The organism is Stagnihabitans sp. (assembly GCF_964946895.1).
Window position 1 is genome coordinate 1 of the sequence record NZ_CBBQHX010000056.1, and the last position, 18,943, is coordinate 18,943.

The window sequence follows — 18,943 nt, forward strand, 5'->3', positions numbered from 1 at the left end:
GAAAGCAACGCCGCCGCCCACAGCATGGAGGAAGAGGCCGAACGTGTGGCCGATGCCGTCGGTCAGTTCCGTGTCCGCGACAAGCGACAAATCTGGAACGCTGCCTGACATCGCGTGGGGCCGGGTCACATATCGAACTTGCCTCGCGCGGCGCTGGGGTTTAGGTGAAAACCGTTCCCGACGCAGGAGCGTTTGATGACCTCGCCCGCCCTCTCCCCGGCTGCAGACGACCCCAGAACCCTGGTGTCAACCGATTGGCTTGCCGCCCATCTGAAGGACCCGGATCTGCGGATTCTGGATGCGTCGTGGTATCTGCCGGGCGCGGGCCGTGATGCCAAGGCAGAGTATGCCGCAGCCCATATTCCCGGCGCCCGGTTCTTTGACATCGATGAAATCACCGACAGCCGCTCGACCCTGCCCCACATGGCGCCCCCGGCAGAGAAGTTCATCTCGCGGATGCGGGCCATGGGTGTGGGCGATGGCCATCAGGTGGTGATCTATGACGGCTCAGGCCTGTTTTCCGCCGCCCGCGTCTGGTGGACCTTCCGCCTGATGGGCAAGGTCGATGTGGCCGTTCTGGACGGCGGCCTGCCCAAATGGCAAGCCGAGGGCCGCGAGATCGAGGATATGCCGCCGGTCGTCAAGGATCGCCACATGACCACCTCCCGCCAGAACCATCTGGTCAAGGACGTCACGCAAGTCGCCCATTCCGCCAAGTTGGGCGAGGCGGTGATCGTGGACGCCCGCTCGGCCGCGCGGTTCGCCGGTGACGCGCCCGAACCACGCCCCGGCCTGCGCACGGGCCACATTCCCGGGGCGCGCAATGTGCCCTACACGGCCACGCTGAACGGCGATGGCACGATGAAATCGGCCGCCGACCTGACCGCCGTCTTTCAAGCCGCAGGTGTTGATCTGGCCAAACCAATCATCACCACCTGCGGTTCCGGTGTCACCGCCGCGATCCTCAGCCTTGCGCTGGAACGGATCGGCCACAAAAATCACGCGCTTTATGACGGATCCTGGTCCGAATGGGGCATGTACGAAGACCTCGCCGTCGAAAAAGGCCCCGCACGCTGAACGGGGATAGGAGTGGAAATGCTGGAAACCCTGAACCCGCAGCCGCAGGACAAGATCCTGCAACTGATCGCCATGTTCCGCGAGGATACCCGCGCGACCAAGATCGACCTCGGCGTCGGCGTCTACAAGGATGCGACGGGCCTGACCCCGGTGATGCGGGCCGTGAAAGCCGCCGAAAAGAAGCTGTGGGAGACAGAGACCACCAAGACCTACACCGGCCTTGCCGGCGAACCCGCCTACAATGCCGCCATGGTGACACTGATCCTGGGGCAAGGCTACGCTGACCGCGCCGCCTCGGTCGCCACGCCGGGCGGCACCGGCGCCCTGCGGCAGGCGCTGGAACTGATCAGGCTGGCCACGCCCGACGCCACAGTCTGGCTGTCGAACCCGACATGGCCAAACCACCCGTCGATCATCAAATACCTTGGCATGAAGATGGCCGAATACCGCTATTTCGACGCCGCCAGCCGCGGCATCGACTTTGACGGGCTCAAGGCGGATCTGGCGCAGGTTGCCAAGGGCGATGTGGTCCTGCTGCACGGCTGCTGCCACAACCCGACGGGCGCCAACCTGACCGCCGCCCAATGGGCCGAAGTGGCCGACATCCTGACGGCCAAGGGCGCCGTGCCCTTCATCGACCTCGCCTATCAGGGCTTCGGCGACGGGCTGGAGGAGGATGCCGCCGCAACCCGCGCCATTGCATCGCGCTTCCCCGAGGTGCTGATCGCCGCCTCCTGTTCGAAGAACTTCGGCATCTACCGCGAACGCACCGGCATCCTGATCGCCTTGACCGAACCGTCCCGCAAGGCCGTGGTGCAAGGCAACCTCGCCTACCTGAACCGTCAGAACTTCTCGTTCCCGCCCGATCACGGCGCGCGGCTGGTGACGATGATCCTGGAGGACACGGCCCTGTCCGCCGACTGGAAAGCAGAGCTGGAGGAGGTGCGTCTGAACATGCTGACCCTGCGCACCGCGCTGGCCGAGGAGCTGCGCCGCGCCACCAATTCCGACCGCTACGATTTCGTGGCCCATCACCGCGGCATGTTCTCGCGCATCGGCCTGTCCGAAGCGCAGGTCATCGACCTGCGCGAACAGCACGGCATCTACATGGTGGGCGACAGCCGCATCAACATCGCCGGCCTGAACACCCGCACCGTGCCGATCCTGGCGCAGGCGATTGCCGCCGTCGGCGGCTAAGGTTCATCCAGGCGCAAATATCCCGCAGGGGGCCCGGGGGACGCGAAGTCCCCCGGCGCTGGTGCCGCACTGATCCGCGTCAAATCCTGCGGTCCTGCGTCGTTTTCACGCTACTCTTGCCGTGCCCTGCATGATTGACTGCCCCGGCGAAACGCGGGACAGCGGTGGCACCCAGGGGAGGGTTCGGGATGACGCGACAGGCCAAACGGATTTCAGCGGACGCGGCAGCAGCGCTGGTGCAGCCGGGTATGTGGCTCGACTATGGCGCTGTCCTCGGTCAGCCTGACGCCTTCGACACCGCCTTGGCCAAGCGCATCGGGCCGCTCAGCACCGGCCACCTGTCAGGCATCAAGATCCGCTCCTGCATTGCCCCCCGCGTCCGCGCCGTGCTGGAGGCGGATCCGCATGGCAAGCACGTCCATTGGTTCTCCACCCATTTCGGCGGCTATGACCGCAAGAAGCACGACGACGGAATTTCCCACTATCTACCGGTCAATCTGGGAGAGATTCCGGACTACTACCGCCGCTTCATCGACCCGGTCGACATCGCCATCATCAAGACTGCCCCGATGGACCAAAACGGCTATTTCAACTTTGGCCCCGCCAATCTGTGGCTGCGCGCACTGGTGGAACGCGCCAAGGTGGTGATTGTCGAGGAATGCGCTGCCATGCCCTATGTCATGGGGGTGGCCACCGGCGTTCATGTCTCCGAGGTGGATTTCATCATCCCCGGCGACGGGCAGGCGATGCCAGAACTGCCCAAGGCCCCGGTCTCGGACGTGGACCGCGCGGTCGCGCGCCACATCGCCTCCGAGATTGACGACGGCGCCTGCCTGCAAATCGGCATCGGCGGCATGCCGAACGCGGTGTGCTCGCTTCTGGCCGAAAGCAGCATCAAGGACCTTGGCATCCATACCGAGATGATGACGGACGGCATTGTTGACCTGTATCGCGCCGGTCGCATCAACGGCAGCCGCAAACAGATCGACACCGGCAAGATTGCCTGCACCTTTGCGATGGGCTCGAAATACCTCTACGATTTTCTGGATCACAATCCGGAGGTCGAATTCCACCCGGTCGATCACACCAACCTGCCACACAACATCATGAAGAATGACAATGTGGCCGCCATCAACAACACCACCCAGATCGACCTGCAGGGTCAGGCGGCTTCGGAATCCGACGGCTTCCGCCACATCTCGGGCACCGGCGGCCAGTTGCAGTTCGTGCGCGGCGCCTATGCCTCGCGCGGGGGGAAAAGCTTCATCTGCCTCGCCTCGACCTATGACAAGCGGGGCGAGCGTCGCAGCCGCATCGTCACGTCGCTGACCCGGGGCAACATCGTCACCACCCCGCGCACCGACATGATGTATGTGGTGACAGAATACGGCATCGTGAACCTCAAGGGCCGCACCGTGGCCGAACGCGCCAAGCTGCTGATCTCGATCGCCCATCCCGATTTTCAGGAAGAGCTGGAGCGCGACGCCCACCACCACAAGCTGATCCCGCACGGCTTCTTCTGATCCGATCTGGTCGGGTCGGCGGCACGCCCCTGCCCACGCCGCGCAAAAAAAACGGCCCGATGCAGCGATGCACGGGCCGTTTGCAGATTGCCGGGGCGGGGAGGAGGATCGCCCCGGACTGTCCGCAGATCACATGTTGTAGGCGTTTTCGCCATGCGAGGTCTGGTCCAGACCCTGACGTTCGTCTTCCACCGACGGGCGCAGCCCGAAGATCTTGTCGATGACAAAGAACAGCACGACCGACACACCACCCGACCAGACCAGCGTCACCAGAACCGCCTTCAGCTGGGCATAGACTTGCGTCCCCATGTCCCATGCGCCAGGCACAGCCGGGAAGACCGTGTAGTCGACCCAACCCTGACCACCAAGGCTCGGGGCGGCCAGAACACCGGTCGCCAGCGCACCGAAGATCCCGCCGATGCAGTGCACACCGAAGACGTCCAGGCTGTCGTCATAGTTGAACTTCGACTTCACGACCGACACGAAGGTGTAGCACAGCGGCGAGACCAGCAGACCCAGCACGATCGACCCCATCGGACCCGCATAGCCCGAAGCCGGCGTCACGGCGACCAGACCGGCAACGGCCCCCGAAACGGCACCCAGCAGCGATGGGCGGCCATGGCGCAGTTGCTCGACGATGCTCCACGACAGGGCAGCGGCGGCGGTGGCGACGAAGGTGTTGATGAAGGCCAAGGCAGCCAGACCGTTGGCTTCCAGGTTGGACCCGGCGTTGAAGCCGAACCAGCCAACCCACAGCATCGAAGCGCCAATCATGGTCATCGTCAGCGAGTGCGGCGACATGTTCTCTTTGCCGTAGCCGGTGCGCTTGCCGATCACAAGGCAGCCCATCAGGCCCGCAATACCGGCGTTGATGTGCACAACCGTACCGCCAGCGAAGTCCAAAGCACCCCAGTTCCACACCAGACCAGCGTCAGAGGTGTTGTTGACCAGGAAGTCCGGGCCGGCCCAATACCAGACCATGTGCGCCACCGGGAAATAGACGATGGTGACCCACAGGCCGCAGAACAGCATCAGCGGCCAGAACTTGATCCGTTCGGCAAAGGCGCCGACGATCAGGGCCGGGGTGATGCAGGCAAAGGTCATCTGGAAGATGACGTAGGCATATTCCGGAATGTACACGTTGTTGGAGAAGGTGGCTGAGAAGGTCGAAGCCGACACCCCGGCCAGGAAGGCCTTTGACAGGCCGCCGACATAGGGCGAACCGCCCGTGAAGGCCAGCGAGTAGCCATAGACACACCAGATGATCGCAACCATCGACACGATCATGAAGACCTGCATCAGCACGCTGAGCATGTTCTTGGACCGCACCAGACCGCCGTAGAACAGGCCAAGCGCCGGGATCGACATCATCAGCACCAGGGCCGAGCTGACCAGCATCCAGGTCGTGTCGCCCTTGTTGACCATGCCAGCCTGCGCCGCAGCGTCGGGCGCCTTGATCAGGGCCGCCTGCGCCCAGGCGGGCAACGAGGCCAGGGCAGCGGCGGAACCCGCCGCCAACCCTGCATATTTCGTCACGTTCTTCATATTCGTTCTTCCCCTACCCCAGACGCTTACAATGCATCATCATTGGTTTCGCCGGTGCGCACCCGCACGGCCTGGCTCACGTCGAGCACGAAAATCTTGCCGTCACCGATTTTGCCGGTGCGGGCGGTCTTGGTGATCGTGTCGACCACCTGATCCGCCAGGCTGTCCGACACGACAATTTCCAGCCGCATCTTCGGCACAAAGTTCACGGCATATTCCGCACCGCGATAGATCTCGGTGTGGCCAGACTGCAGACCAAAGCCTTTGATCTCGGTGACCATCATCCCGCGCACGCCGATCGCCGTCAGCGCCTCGCGCACTTCCTCAAGCTTGAACGGCTTGATTGCCGCTACGATGAGTTTCACGTTCCACCCCTTTCCTTGAAGCAGCCAGCCCCGCTTCAGTGTCGCTTTACGTCTTCGACCCGTCGCAGCAGGTCCCGCACTTTAGTTGAACCGGAACTGCGGTCTTCGCGAGTGCAGCATGGTGCTTGCCCCCTTCAAGGGCGCGCAGATCCGAGTTTTTCGCACAAAATGTAGTCGAATTATAATTTTCGCCCATAATTTAGGCTGAATGCAGCACGAATCGGGGAAAGCCGTGGCTCCACATTTCGTTCAAGGCGGGTTACTCTGACGCTCAACAAGCCCGGAACGGGCAGGCGCTGAACGCGTTGGGCAGGCGAGGGTTTCAGATGGCATCGACAGGCAAGGGACGGACGCTGGTGGCCGACAAGCGCTACGCAGGGTCTTCGGGCGCCGGTGCTTACGGGGGCGGGCGGTCGTCGGGCGGCAAGCCGCCGCCGCGGACACCGCCGCCAAAACCGGCCCCGCGCAAACCGACCCGGCGGCGGCATGGCCTGATCACCCGCTTCGTTTTGTTCATCTGGCGCATCTTCTGGGGTATCCTGTGGCGCGTCGTCGCCGTGGGCACCATGATCCTTGCCTGCGCAGTGCTGTATTTCTACGTGCAACTTCCCCCCGTCTCGGCCCTGATCGACGGACGCGCGCGCGGGTCGGTCACCATGCTGGACGCCAACAACCAGGTCTTCGCCTGGCGAGGAGAGACGTTCGGCGGTCAGGTCACGCCGCAAACCGTCTCGCCCAACCTCTTGCACGCCATCATCGCGACCGAGGACAAGCGCTTCTACCAGCACTTCGGCGTCAGCCCGCGCGGCATCATCTCGGCGGTGGCCATCAACCTGCGCGCCGGTCGCGGCCCGTTTGAGGGCAACGGCGGCTCCACCATCACCCAGCAGACCGCCAAGCTTTTGTGCCTTGGCGTGGCCTATGACCCCAAGCAGTGGAAGACCGAAAGCGATTATGAAGATGACTGCCGCTCGGGCGGGCTGAAGCGCAAGATCAAGGAAGTCCCCTACGCCATCGCGATGGAGTTCAAGTACACCAAGGACGAAATCCTGACGATCTACTTCAACCGCGCCTATCTGGGGGCGGGCACAAGGGGTTTTGAGGCCGCAGCGCAGCGCTATTTCGGCAAGTCCTCCGCCAACCTGACCCCGGCCGAGGCGGCGATGCTGGCGGGCCTTCTCAAGGCACCGTCGAAATACGCGCCCACCAACAACCTGCAACGCGCACAGGACCGTGCCGCCGTGATCATCGGGCTGATGCAGGATCAAGGCTACCTGACCAAGGCCGAGGCCGATGACGCCCTTGCCCATCCTGCCGTTCTGTCCGGGGCCGCCGCCCAGAATGCCGGCGGCGCCTTTGCTGACTGGGTGATGGAAGGCACGCCCGCCTATCTGGGTGCCGACACGACCGAAGACGTGATCATCAAGACCACCCTCGACCCGCGTCTGCAAAAAGCTGCCGAGGATGCGCTCACGGCCGTCTTCTCTTCCAAGCTGAAAGACGGCTCCAACGCGCAAGCCGCCGTCGTGGTGATGAGTGCGGATGGCGCCGTCCGCGCCATGATCGGCGGACGGGCCTTGCCGCAGGCCGGGGCGTTCAACCGCGCCACCCAGGCGCTGCGCCAGACCGGGTCCAGCTTCAAACCCTTCGTCTACGCCGCTGCCCTCGATCTGGGGTGGAGCCCGATGGACTATGTCGATGACAGCCCCCTGACCATCAACATCAAAGGCTCCGGCCCCTGGACACCGGACAACTACGACCACCAGTTCAAAGGTGTCATCACCCTGACCCAGGCGATGCAGGAAAGCCGCAACGTTCCGGCCGTCAAGATCTCGGAAGCCGTCGGGCGCAGCGCGGTGCGCACCGTGGCGCAAGGCTTCGGCATCACCACTGACCTTGCCCAAGGCCCTGCCCTCGCCCTCGGCGCATCCGAGGCCACGCTGCTGGAGATGACCGGCGCCTACGCCGGCATCCTGAATGGCGGTTCGGCCGTCACCCCCTACGGCCTGCGCGAACTCAGCCTGAAAGGCGAGACGGACCCGCTGATCGGCCAAGGCGGCGGCATTGGTGAGCGGGTGATCTCTGACACCGCGGCCAAGGAACTGACCTGGATGATGACGCAGGTCGTGCAGCACGGCACCGGCGGGCGCGCCCAACTGGGGGACCGCCCGGTGGCCGGCAAGACCGGCACCACCTCGGAAGCGCGCGATGCGTGGTTTATCGGCTTCACCGCCGATTACGTCACCGGCGTCTGGATGGGGTATGATGACAACACACCGCTCAAAGGTGTGACCGGGGGCGGCCTGCCCGCCGAAATCTGGCACGAGGTGATGACCCGCGTCGAAGACGGCCTGCCCGTCACCGATCTGCCGGTGATCGTGCCGACGCCCAAGGCGCCGCCCGCCACCACCCCCCCGGCCCCCGACAGCGCGAACCCGCCCGCCAAGGACCCGATCACCTCGATCATCGAGAACATGCTGGGCAAGGGCAACTGACCTGACGGCAATCGCAAATGCAAAAGGCCGGGGACATGCCCCGGCCTTTTGCTGTATCCCAACCGGTCAGACCGCGTTCAGCGCCGCGATCAGCTTGTCGATGTCACCACCGTTCTGATCCAGAATGGCCCCGACCTCGGTCCGCTCAGACGCCAGCATGTTGACGCCTTCGATGATGATGTTGAAGAACAACTGCCGCCCGGACTTGTCGCCCACCCACCAGCGCAGATCGAACGGCGCTTCGCCTTGCAGCGTGGCGGTGGACACCACCTCGTAATAGCTCTTGTAGGGCTTGGCGTCGGTCACTTCGATCTTGCCGCCAATGAACTCGCGGAAGCGGCGGCCATATTTGCGGCTGATGTAGCCCTGATAGGCCTTGGTGAAGGTCGCCATCTGCGCCGGGCTCGCCGTCTTGGAGGCCGGGCCAAGTGCCGAACGGGCAATCGTGGCCACGTCAGCATAGGTGGCAAAGATCCGCTCGAAATCGGCGAACATCTGATCCTCGGATTTGCCCGAGTTGATCGTGGTGTTCACTTCGCCAATCGCCTTGTTGATCAGATCGCGCGCCTGTTCGACAGTCAGCGCCCGCACCGGCAGCGCAAAGGCCAGAAAGCCGGTACCAGCCACCAGACCGGCGCCAAAGGCCCGTCGCGTCAGGTGCTGCGAGGCCGTTTTCAGGCCGGTGCCCTCAAGTTCCAACTTAGTTCTGCTGCGCATAGGGGTCCTCAAACTCGGCGTCGGTCGTGGTCTGGCCCAAGGCGTGCCGACGGTTTTCCAGATACAGCAACCGCGCCTGCGCATAGCTGTCTGCACTGTCATATAGGATGGAATCATAGGTTTCGGAATAGCGCCCGCGATCACCAATCTTTGCAGCAAGCTGCGCAAATGTGTCGATCCAGACCTTGTTCTTGGGGAGGAACAGCCGCACCGGATCCAGCCCGATGTCGACCGCCTTGCCCAAGGCATCACGCCGGGTCGAGGGGCCAAGCAACGGCAGTTCCAGATACTCGCCCTCGCCCACGCCCCAGACGGCCAGCGTCTCGCCAAAGTCGGTCGGCTTTTCCGGCGCGCCCATCGGGGTGGCCGGGTCAAACAGCCCGCCAACCCCGATCGTGGTGTTGATGGCAAAGCGCAGCGTGTTGTGCACGGCCTTGCCCAGCCGCAGTTGCAGCACGTCGTTGACCACCTCTCCGGGCAGGTCAAGGTTGCCGGCAAAGTTGGAAATCCCCTGCACCACCGGCTTTGGGACGATCTTGTTGGCACTCAGCGCGATTGGGCGGATCACATTCTTGTCAAGTGCCAGGTTCATCTGGTGGGTCGAGCGGTTCTCTTTCTCGAACGGATCACTGATTCCCTGCGGTGCCGGGCCCGGACCGCAGGCCGAAAGCCCCAGAATCGCGCCAAAAACCACGATCCGGGGCAATCTAAAGGAAAACAGGGTTATACTTTGGAACATCATCAGGGTATTGGACCTATCCAACGCGCGGGCCGTGGCTTTAACTTTGCAGCGTCAAGCCATATGCTGACCCGCGAGGCAAGACAACGGGCAAGCAAACGGACGGGTCCGCTCAAGAAATTTCCCGCCGAAGCTTAAAAAAGGCACAGGAGCCATAGATTGGCACAAAGTGAATTCAAACGAGGTCGGGACGAGCTTGACGCCTCCCGGCGTGACATGCGCGGCCTGTTGTTCGCCGCGTTCTTCTTTTCGGTTTTCGTCAACCTTCTGATGCTCACCGGGCCGCTCTACATGCTGCAGGTCTATGACCGCGTGCTGGGCAGCCGGTCAGAGCCGACGCTTTGGGTTCTGTCGGCGCTGATGACGGTGCTGTATCTGGCGATGGGGGTGCTGGACTATTCGCGCGGCCGCATCATGGCCCGGATCGGCGCCCGCATGCAGGAACGGCTGGACCGCCGGGTCTTCGCCGCCGCCATGAAGCGGATGGGGCAGAACCCCGGTGACCCGCTGGCGCTGGCCGCACAGCGCGATCTGGAATCGGTGCAGCGGCTTTGGGCTTCGCCGGTCTTGATCGCCATCTTCGACATTCCCTGGGCGCCGATGTTCTTCGCGGCGATCTTCATCTTCAACCCGCTTCTGGGCTGGATGTCGGTGGCGGGCGGGGTGATCCTTGTCGTGATCACCGTGCTCAACCAGACCATGACCAAGGGCCCCCTGCAAAAGGCCAACGCGGCCACCATGCGGGGCGAACAACTCTCCGACGGCATCAAGCAAGAGGCCGAGGTGGTGCAGGCGCTTGGCATGACCTCCGCCGCCTTCGACCGCTGGCAGGTTGCCCGCCGCTTCGCGCTGGAACAAAGCATTTCGGCCTCGGACCTTGGCGGGGCTTTCGGCACCGTCTCCAAGATATTCCGCCAGTTCCTGCAATCGGCCATGCTGGGCGCCGGGGCCTATCTGGTGCTGAACAACGAAATGGGCTCGGGCGCCATGATCACCGGCTCGATCCTTCTGGGCCGCGCCCTGCAACCGATCGAAATGGCCATCGGCCAATGGGCCCTGGTCACGCGGGCGCAGGAAGGTCGGGCGCGCCTGTCCGAACTGCTCTCCAAAGTCCCGGCAGAGCCGCCGCACACCGAACTGCCCCGCCCCCGCGCCATATTGGAGGCGCAGAACCTCACCGTGGTGCCGCCCGGCGAAAGCCAGGCCGTGCTGCGGATGATCAACTTCCGGATGGAGCCGGGTCAGGCGCTTGGCATCATTGGCCCGTCAGGGGCCGGCAAATCCACCCTCGCCCGCGCCTTGATTGGCGCTTGGAAGCCCGCCGGCGGCAAGGTCCGTCTGGATGGCGCGGCGCTGGATCAGTACGACCCGGACCGCCTTGGCAGCTACATCGGCTATCTGCCGCAGCGGATCACCCTTTTTGACGGCACGATTGCCGAAAACATCGCCCGCCTGCAGCAGAACCCCGACGGTCAGGCCGTGGTCGAGGCCGCCCGCAAGGCCGCCGCCCATGACATGATCACCAAGCTGCCCGACGGCTATGACACCCGCGTTCAAGCCCTCGGCGGCCGTTTGTCGGGGGGGCAGATCCAGCGCATCGGTCTGGCACGGGCGCTTTATGGCGACCCGGTGCTGCTGGTCTTGGACGAACCCAACTCAAACCTCGACAACGAAGGCTCCATGGCGCTCAATCAAGCCATCCGCGTGATGAAAGACTCAGGGCGCGCCGTGCTGATCATGGCACACCGTCCCGCCGCCATTCAGGAATGCGATCTTCTTCTGGTGCTGGAAGACGGCACCCGCCGCGCCTTTGGTCCCCGCGATCAGGTCTTGAAGGAAATGGTCAAGAACCACGCCGAAATTGCGAAATCCCCAACGCCCGGAGGTGTGTCTTGAGCGACGAAAACAAAGCCGCCCCCGATCAGGCACCGGCCGCAGCCCCAGTCCCGGTTCCGCCCGCAGCGCCCCCAACCGGGGCCGAACCCGCGGCATCACCTGCCGAGGCCAAACCGGCCGAGGTTCCGGCAACCCCGGCCGCCACCGCCCTGGCCCAGCCCGCACCGACCTCTGTCGCCGCGGCGCGCGGCACCGCCCTCTCGACCGAGGTGCGCCCGCCCAAGATGCACCAGTCGCCGCCGCCCAACCCCAAGACCTGGTCTTCCAGCCGCGCGATCTGGACCGGTTCACTGACCATTGCCGCCATCATCGCCTTCTTCGTCGGCTGGGGCATGTTCACCACCATCTCCGGCGCGGTCATCGCCTCGGGCGTCATTCAGGTCGAACAGAACCGTCAGGTCGTCCAGCACCCCGATGGCGGCCTTGTCGCCGAAATCGACGTGGCCGAAGCGCAGACCGTCAAGGCCGGTGACCTGCTGATCCGGCTGGACGGCACCCAGATCAAGGCCGACCTCGCCATTGTCGAAGGCCAGCTTTACGACGGCATGGCCCGCAAGGCCCGGCTGGAGGCCGAGCGCGATGATCTGACCACCGTCACCTTCCCCAAAGACCTGACCGACATCGCCGCCACCCGCCCCGATGTCGCCGACCAGATCGAAGGGCAAAGGCGGCTGTTCGCGGCCCGCCTGCAAACCGAAAACGCCCAGGTCGACCAGCTGAACAAACGGCTGGACCAGATCACCTCGCAGGATGCCGGCATCAAGGCCCAGATGTCCGCCATTGATGACCAGATCGCCCTTCTGCAGCCCGAAATCGACGGTCAGCAAGCCCTGCTCGACAAGGGCCTGACACAATCCTCCCGCATCATGGACCTCAAGCGCGAAGTGGCGCGACTGGCCGGCAACAAGGGAGAGTTGCAGTCCAATCTGGCCCAGGCCGAGGGCAAGGCCACCGAGACCCAGTTGCAGATCCTGCAAATGCAATCGGCCCGGCGCGAAGATGCCAACACCCAACTGCGCGACATGGGCGACAAGACCGTGGAACTGGCCGAACGCCGCCGCGCGCTGGCCGAACAGGTCAGCCGTCTTGACATCCGCGCCCCCGTCTCGGGCATTGTCCTGGGCCTGACCGTCACCACGCCGCAATCGGTGATCCGTCCCGCCGACCCGATCCTTTACATCATCCCGCAGGACCGCCCCCTGATCATCGTGGCGCAGATCCCGCCGATCCATGTCGACGAGGTGCATGTCGGCCAAGAGGTCCGCGTCAGCTTTTCGTCCTTCTCGGCCCGCACCACGCCGCAGCTGAATGGCAAGCTGACCACGATCTCTGCCGACGCCATCAGCGATCAGGCCACTCACCAAAGCTACTACCGGGCCGAAATCACCTTGGACGCCGGCGAAATCGCCAAGCTGAAGGATGACAAACTGGTGCCCGGCATGCCGGTTCAGGCCTATATCGGCACCGGGGACCGCACCCCGATGGCCTATCTGCTCAAGCCCTTCATGGACTATGCCAAGATGGCCATGCGCGAGAACTGAAACCGGTTTCAGACTGATCCAGAAGCCGGCTTTACCCTGACATGGCCTGCAGCTAGCCTGCAGGCCAGTTCGTCTGGAACACCCCGTGGGAGGAATCATGTCCGCTATCGAAACCCGTCTGGCCGCCCTCGGCGTCACCCTCCCCACAGCCCCCGCCCCAGCCGCCAATTACGTGCCCTTCGTGCAGGTCGGATCGCAGGTCTATATCTCGGGCCAGATCAGCCGTGACGCCGCGGGGGGCCTGATCACCGGCAAGCTCGGCGCTGACCTCACCGTCGCCCAAGGGGCCGAGGCCGCCAAGACCTGCGCCATAGCCCTGCTTGCCCAGTTGAAAGCCGCCTGTGGCGGTGACCTTGACCGTGCCCTGCGTGCCGTCAAACTGGTGGGTTTCGTGAACTCGACGGCGGATTTCGCCGACCAGCCCAAGGTGATCAACGGCGCCTCCGATTTTCTCGTCGCCGCGATGGGGGACGCCGGCCGCCACGCCCGCTCCGCCGTTTCCGCCGCAGCCCTGCCCCTGGGCGTCGCGGTCGAAATCGAAGCCATCTTCGAAGTGCGCTGATGCCGCCGCCCCTGATCCATTCGGTACCGCTGCCGCAGGTCTTCCTGCGCGCGCCCATCGCCCACCGCGCCCTGCACGACCGTGCGCGCCGCCGCATTGAAAACTCCGCCTCCGCCATCCGCGCCGCCCGCGCCGCCGGCTACGGGATCGAGATTGACCTGCAACTCTCCGCCGACGGCATCCCCATGGTCTTCCACGACGAAGACCTGGACCGCCTCACCGCCGAGGCGGGTCCGCTGAACGCCCGCACCGCCGCCGAACTGGCCCGCATCAAGCTGACCGACTCCGACGACACCATCCCCACCTTCGCCCAGGTCCTGTCGCTGATCGGCGGCGCGGTCCCCCTGCTGGTGGAGTTGAAGGACCAGACCCTGACCATGTCCGACACCGACGGACGCCTTGAACGCGCCACCGCCCACGCGCTGGAAGACTATTCCGGCCCGGTGGCGCTGATGTCCTTCAACCCGCATTCGATCCGCCAGATGTCGCGCATCGCTGGCCACCTGCCCCGCGGCCTGACCACCTCCGCCTATGGCGAGGATTGGGCCCCCTTGCCGCAAGCCACCCGCGACCGCTTGCGCGAAATCCCCGATTACGACCGCACCCTGTCCAGCTTCATCAGCCACGAAGCGTCGGACCTCGCCCGCCCCCGGGTGGCCGACCTGCACGCGCAAGGGGCGACGATCCTGTGTTGGACGATCCGCTCGCCCGAGGCCGAGGCCGAGGCCCGCAAGATCGCCCAGAACATCACCTTCGAGGGCTATGCCGCCGCGTTCCCCGCTTGACGCCAGCCCCCACCGCACCATCATCACCTGAAACGGAGGGGCGGATGACCTACGAGATTGCCCTGCTGGACGGAATGGCCGCGATCAGCGCCCGCGACTGGGACCGCCTCGCCAACCCCGAGGGCGGCGTGCCCGTCGACCCTTTCACAACCCACAGGTTCCTGTCGGCACTGGACCGCTCCCGCTCCACCGGGAAGGGCACCGGCTGGCAATCGCGCCCGCTGGTCCTGTACAGCGATGGCACCCCCGCCGCCGCCATGCCGCTTTATGTGAAGACCAACAGCCAGGGCGAATACATCTTCGATCACGGCTGGGCCGAGGCGCTGCAGAACGCCGGCGGCCAGTATTACCCCAAGCTGCAATCCGCCGTCCCCTTCACCCCCGCCACCGGACGCCGCTTTCTGGGCGACCCCGCCCTCGCCCCCCTGCTGCTCGACACCGCCATCGGCATCACCAAGGACAACGGCCTGTCCTCGCTCCACATCACCTTCTGCACCGGGGACGAGGTCGAAACGCTCCAAGGCCACAACGGCACGCTGCACCGCGTCACCCAGCAATTCCACTGGGAAAACAACGGCTACGCCAGTTTTGACGCCTTCTTGTCCGACCTCGCCTCGCGCAAGCGCAAGATGATCCGCAAGGAACGCGAGACCGCTCAAAGTCACGGCATGACAATTCGCCTGCTCACCGGCGATGACATCCAGCCCGAACACTGGGACGCGATGTGGACCTTCTACCAAGACACCGGCAGCCGCAAATGGGGCCAGCCCTACCTGACCCGCGCCTTCTTCCACGAAGTCCATGACACGATGCGCGCCGACGCCCTGCTGTGCCTTGCCTTTGACGGTACCCGCGCCGTGGCCGGGGCGCTGAACTTCATCGGCCGTGATACGCTTTATGGCCGCTACTGGGGTTGCATCGAAACCCACTCCTGCCTGCACTTCGAACTGTGCTATTATCAGGCCATCGACTGGGCCATCGCCCACGGCCTGCACCGGGTCGAGGCGGGGGCCCAGGGCGAACACAAACTTGCCCGCGGCTATCTGCCAACCCCGGTCCATTCGCTGCACTGGCTCGCCGATCCCGCCTTCCGCAAGGCCGTGGCGCATTACCTTAGCCGCGAACGCCGCGCCGTGGATGAAGAGATCGAGGTGCTCACCGCCTATGGCCCGTTCCGCAAGGGCTCCCAGGACGAGAAGGACTGACATGCTGACCCTCTACACCAACCCGATGTCCCGTGGCCGCATCGCCCGCTTCATGCTGGAGGAAGTGGGTCAACCCTATGACACCGTGGTCCTCGACTATGGCACCACCATGAAAGCCCCCGCCTATCTGGCGATCAACCCGATGGGCAAAGTCCCCGCCGTGGTCCATGACGGCAAGGTCCTCACCGAAGTCGCTGCCATCTGCACCTACCTGGCCGAGGCGTTTCCGCAAACCGGCCTGCTGCCCGCCGACAAGGCCACCTTCTACCGCTGGATGTTCTTCGGCGCCGGTCCCTTGGAACAGGCCGTGATCAACACCTCCCTGGGCTGGATCCCCGCGCCCGACAAACAGGGCCGCGTCGGCTACGGCAGCCTCGCCCGCGTGGTCGACACCCTGACCGCCCATCTGTCGCACGTCCCCTTTGTCTGCGGGGAAACCTTCTCGGCGGCTGATGTATATCTGGGCAGCCAGATCAACTGGGGCCTAAGTTCGGGCACGCTGCCCGCCAATGACACCCTGCGCGCCTACTGGGCACGCATCGCCACCCGCCCCGCGCTCGCCCGCGCCAACGCCGCCGATGACGCCCTGATGAAAGGCACCTGACATGGCCACGCTCCTCACCCAAGCCGAACGCGAAGCCGCCCTCCCCGCCCTCGGGGCCACCGGCTGGGGCGCTGTCCCCGACCGCGACGCCATCCGAAAGGTCTGGAAATTCAAAAGCTTCATCGAGGCTTGGGGCTTCATGTCCCGCGCCGCCCTGATCGCCGAGAAACTGAACCACCACCCCGAATGGTCCAACGTCTACAACGTGGTGGATGTGACCCTGTCCACCCACGACTGTCACGGCCTGTCCGCCCTCGACCTGACCCTGGCCGAAAAGATGGACAAACTGGCCCCCGAAGCCACGATCCAGCGTGACCATTCCCAGCCCATCACCTGCCTCTGCCAGGACCACGCGGGCAAGCCGCAATAGCCCCCGCCCCTCTTCGCCTTCTGCAAATATCCCACGGAGGGGTCCGGGGAGGTGTGAAACCTCCCCGGCGGCCAGCCAAGCCAACGGCCCTCAGATCGCTGCCAGCAGCGATTCACCGCCCGAAATGTCGCAAACGCCCGGGCTTTCCTCCAGATGCAGCACCTTGACCACGCCATCCACCGCCTGCAGCGCATAGCGCTTGGACCGCGGCGCGCCGCGCACGAAGCCCGCCGCGAAATCCAGCCCCAAAGCCTTGGTGAAGGACGCATCCGGGTCCGACGCCATCACGATGCCCGCCTTCGTGGCCCCCGTCGCCTCGCCCCAGGCCTTCATCACGAAGATATCGTTGACCGACACGCAGATCACCTCATCGACGCCCTTGGCCTTGAACTGCTCGAAGGTCCGGATGAACGACGGCACATGCGAGGTCGAGCAGACGCCGGTGTAAGCCCCCGGCAGACCGAAGATCACCACCGATTTGCCAGCCAGCCGCTCGGCCACGGCCACTTCGGCGCTCCCGCCCTCGCCCGCCAGCATCAGGCTGCCCGCCGGAATTGTCTCGCCCACTGAAATCGTCATTCTTGAACCCTCGCGCGTTGCGTTTCCTTGAAACCGGGATATAGGCTGGCCCCGGACAATCGACCAGTGGGGGAATGATGGCACATGTCGTGATCGTGGGCGCGGGTCAGGCCGGGGCCGCCGCCGCCGCCAAACTGCGCAGCCTTGGCTTTGACGGTGACATCACCCTGATCGGCGCCGAACCCAGCCCCCCCTACCAGCGCCCGCCCCTCTCCAAAGCCTATCTCCTGGGCGAGATGGAGGAAGAACGCCTCTGGCTCCGCTCCGCCGATTTCTATGCCGAGGCCCGCATCACCCTGAAACTCGGCACCAAAGTCACCGCCATCGACACGCTGGCGCAGACCGTCACCGCCGATGACGTGGCCATACCCTACACCGACCTGATCCTGACCACCGGCTCCACGCCGCGCCGCCTGCCCGCCGCAATCGGCGGCGAGCTGCAGGGCGTCTACACCGTGCGCACCCTCGCCGACGTTGACGCCATGCGCCCTGAATTCGTCGCGGGTCGCCGTCTGGTCATCATCGGTGGCGGCTACATCGGGCTGGAGGCGGCAGCGGTTGGCCGCAAACTCGGGCTTGAGGTCACCGTGATCGAGATGGCCCCCCGCATCCTGCAACGGGTCGCCGCCCCCGAAACCTCCACCTATTTCCGCACCCTGCATCAGGACCACGGCGCCACCATCCTGGAATCCACCGGCCTCGACCGCATCATCGGCGACAGCCATGTGATCGGCGTCCGCCTCAAGGACAGCCGCGAGTTGCCCGCCGATTTCGTCATCGTCGGCGTCGGCATCACCCCCAATTCCGCCGAAGCCGAGCTGGCGGGCATCACCCTGAACAACGGCATCGCCACCGATACCCAAGGCCGCACCTCGGCCCCGCATGTCTGGGCGGCCGGTGACTGCGCCTCCTTCCCGCTGCACGGCGCGCAGATGCGCATCGAATCTGTCGGCAATGCCATCGACCAGGCGGAACTCGTGGCCGAAAACATCCTCGGCGCCGGGCGCGACTACGTCCCCGCCCCATGGTTCTGGTCCGACCAATACGACTGCAAGCTGCAGATCGCCGGTCTCAACATCGGCTACGACACGATCGTGACCCGTGGGCCCGAGGGCGAGGCCGTCTCCTTCTGGTACTACAAGGGCGACCAGCTTCTGGCGGTGGACGCCATGAACGACAGCCGCGCCTATATGGTCGGCAAACGCTTGATCGAATCCGGCCGCTCCCCCGCGCCAGAGGTCATCGCCGACCTCGCCACCAACATGAAGGCCTTGCTCAAGGCATGACAACCGCCGCCGCCCGCCGGCAAAGCCCGCTGCGCTCGCCCCCACGGGCAACCCGCAGGGCCGTCTCGGGCGGCTCCCTCTGCGGGCAGGTCAGATCGCCGGATGACCAAACGCCCTCCGGCAGGGGCGAAGGTCCGCTGACGCCCCCCCTGCCGACGCACCCGCAGATCCCGCGGCCAAGCGCCAGAAAAGATGAACCGGCGTCAAAGGCGCAGGCCCCCGCCGACAACCACCACCATAGGCCCCCCTGCCCGCGGCCAAATGGCACGACAGCCCCAAGGCTCACCGCCAGACACGAACACGCCCCGCGCGCTCACGCCACACCCGGCCCGCACACGCGCCCACTGCCAACACGCACCACATCCCCAGCGTCCGCCGCCGCCAGACACGGACACGCCCCGCGCGCTCACGCCACACCCGGCCCGAACACGCGCCCGCTGCCAACACGCACCGCGTC

At 64.9% G+C, this 18,943-nt stretch carries 16 protein-coding genes and 1 pseudogene; 12 read left to right on the forward strand and 5 right to left on the reverse strand.

Features of this window, described 5'->3' with window-relative positions:
• Window positions 1–195: 195 nt before the first annotated feature.
• From sseA to AC1Y2B_RS21465, 3 genes are all read left to right on the forward strand, one after another.
• Window positions 196–1,077: a 3-mercaptopyruvate sulfurtransferase gene (sseA, locus tag AC1Y2B_RS21455; protein WP_482255173.1), complete on the forward strand. Its 882-nt coding sequence runs from the start codon at window positions 196–198 to the stop codon at window positions 1,075–1,077.
• Window positions 1,078–1,095: 18 nt separating this feature from the next.
• The gene (locus AC1Y2B_RS21460) at window positions 1,096–2,274 is read left to right on the forward strand and encodes an amino acid aminotransferase (RefSeq protein ID WP_482255174.1); all 1,179 of its coding nucleotides are present in this window, start codon (window positions 1,096–1,098) and stop codon (window positions 2,272–2,274) included.
• Window positions 2,275–2,462: 188 nt separating this feature from the next.
• Window positions 2,463–3,797: an acetyl-CoA hydrolase/transferase family protein gene (locus AC1Y2B_RS21465; RefSeq protein WP_482255175.1), complete on the forward strand. Its 1,335-nt coding sequence runs from the start codon at window positions 2,463–2,465 to the stop codon at window positions 3,795–3,797.
• Between the two features lie 129 nt (window positions 3,798–3,926).
• Here AC1Y2B_RS21465 and AC1Y2B_RS21470 read toward each other — a convergent pair whose 3' ends face one another.
• Both AC1Y2B_RS21470 and AC1Y2B_RS21475 read right to left on the reverse strand, forming a co-directional pair.
• A complete protein-coding gene (locus AC1Y2B_RS21470; RefSeq protein WP_482255176.1) occupies window positions 3,927–5,342 on the reverse strand; it encodes an ammonium transporter in 1,416 nt (471 codons plus the stop codon).
• 26 nt (window positions 5,343–5,368) lie between these two features.
• Entirely contained in the window at window positions 5,369–5,707 is a 339-nt protein-coding gene (locus AC1Y2B_RS21475) for a P-II family nitrogen regulator (RefSeq protein WP_482255177.1), read from the reverse strand.
• A 326-nt stretch (window positions 5,708–6,033) separates the two neighbouring features.
• Here AC1Y2B_RS21475 and AC1Y2B_RS21480 point away from each other — a divergent pair, with 326 nt between their 5' ends.
• Window positions 6,034–8,202, forward strand: coding sequence for a transglycosylase domain-containing protein (locus tag AC1Y2B_RS21480; protein ID WP_482255178.1), 2,169 nt, complete (start codon window positions 6,034–6,036; stop codon window positions 8,200–8,202).
• Window positions 8,203–8,268: 66 nt separating this feature from the next.
• Here AC1Y2B_RS21480 and AC1Y2B_RS21485 read toward each other — a convergent pair whose 3' ends face one another.
• On the reverse strand, window positions 8,269–8,919 hold the full coding sequence (locus AC1Y2B_RS21485) for an MlaC/ttg2D family ABC transporter substrate-binding protein (protein WP_482255179.1): 651 nt from the start codon (window positions 8,917–8,919) through the stop codon (window positions 8,269–8,271).
• The gene (locus AC1Y2B_RS21490; protein WP_482255180.1) at window positions 8,903–9,661 is read right to left on the reverse strand and encodes an MlaA family lipoprotein; all 759 of its coding nucleotides are present in this window, start codon (window positions 9,659–9,661) and stop codon (window positions 8,903–8,905) included. The genes AC1Y2B_RS21485 and AC1Y2B_RS21490 overlap by 17 nt, the downstream gene beginning before the upstream one ends.
• A 156-nt stretch (window positions 9,662–9,817) precedes the next feature.
• Between AC1Y2B_RS21490 and AC1Y2B_RS21495 the strand changes: the two genes are divergently transcribed.
• The 7 genes and pseudogenes from AC1Y2B_RS21495 to AC1Y2B_RS21525 form a co-directional block, all read left to right on the forward strand.
• A complete protein-coding gene (locus AC1Y2B_RS21495; RefSeq protein ID WP_482255181.1) occupies window positions 9,818–11,554 on the forward strand; it encodes a type I secretion system permease/ATPase in 1,737 nt (578 codons plus the stop codon).
• A 224-nt stretch (window positions 11,555–11,778) separates the two neighbouring features.
• A complete protein-coding gene (locus tag AC1Y2B_RS21500; protein ID WP_482255188.1) occupies window positions 11,779–13,095 on the forward strand; it encodes an HlyD family type I secretion periplasmic adaptor subunit in 1,317 nt (438 codons plus the stop codon).
• A gap of 97 nt (window positions 13,096–13,192) precedes the next feature.
• Window positions 13,193–13,657, forward strand: a complete 465-nt coding sequence (locus AC1Y2B_RS21505) for a RidA family protein (RefSeq protein ID WP_482255182.1) — start codon at window positions 13,193–13,195, stop codon at window positions 13,655–13,657.
• Window positions 13,657–14,442 (forward strand): glycerophosphodiester phosphodiesterase family protein, encoded by a 786-nt coding sequence (locus tag AC1Y2B_RS21510; RefSeq protein ID WP_482255183.1) that lies wholly within the window; start codon window positions 13,657–13,659, stop codon window positions 14,440–14,442. Before AC1Y2B_RS21505 ends, AC1Y2B_RS21510 begins: the two co-directional genes overlap by 1 nt.
• A 44-nt stretch (window positions 14,443–14,486) precedes the next feature.
• The gene (locus AC1Y2B_RS21515; protein ID WP_482255184.1) at window positions 14,487–15,647 is read left to right on the forward strand and encodes a GNAT family N-acetyltransferase; all 1,161 of its coding nucleotides are present in this window, start codon (window positions 14,487–14,489) and stop codon (window positions 15,645–15,647) included.
• 1 nt (window position 15,648) lies between these two features.
• On the forward strand, window positions 15,649–16,251 hold the full coding sequence (locus tag AC1Y2B_RS21520; protein WP_482255185.1) for a glutathione S-transferase family protein: 603 nt from the start codon (window positions 15,649–15,651) through the stop codon (window positions 16,249–16,251).
• Between the two features lies 1 nt (window position 16,252).
• A pseudogene (locus AC1Y2B_RS21525) lies at window positions 16,253–16,543 on the forward strand (4a-hydroxytetrahydrobiopterin dehydratase); the annotation flags it as partial.
• A gap of 168 nt (window positions 16,544–16,711) precedes the next feature.
• Here the strand turns inward: AC1Y2B_RS21525 and AC1Y2B_RS21530 are convergent.
• Entirely contained in the window at window positions 16,712–17,200 is a 489-nt protein-coding gene (locus AC1Y2B_RS21530) for a redoxin family protein (RefSeq protein ID WP_482255186.1), read from the reverse strand.
• A 77-nt stretch (window positions 17,201–17,277) separates the two neighbouring features.
• On the opposite strand from AC1Y2B_RS21530, the gene AC1Y2B_RS21535 reads away from it, so the two are divergent.
• On the forward strand, window positions 17,278–18,486 hold the full coding sequence (locus AC1Y2B_RS21535; protein ID WP_482255187.1) for an NAD(P)/FAD-dependent oxidoreductase: 1,209 nt from the start codon (window positions 17,278–17,280) through the stop codon (window positions 18,484–18,486).
• Window positions 18,487–18,943: the final 457 nt, after the last annotated feature.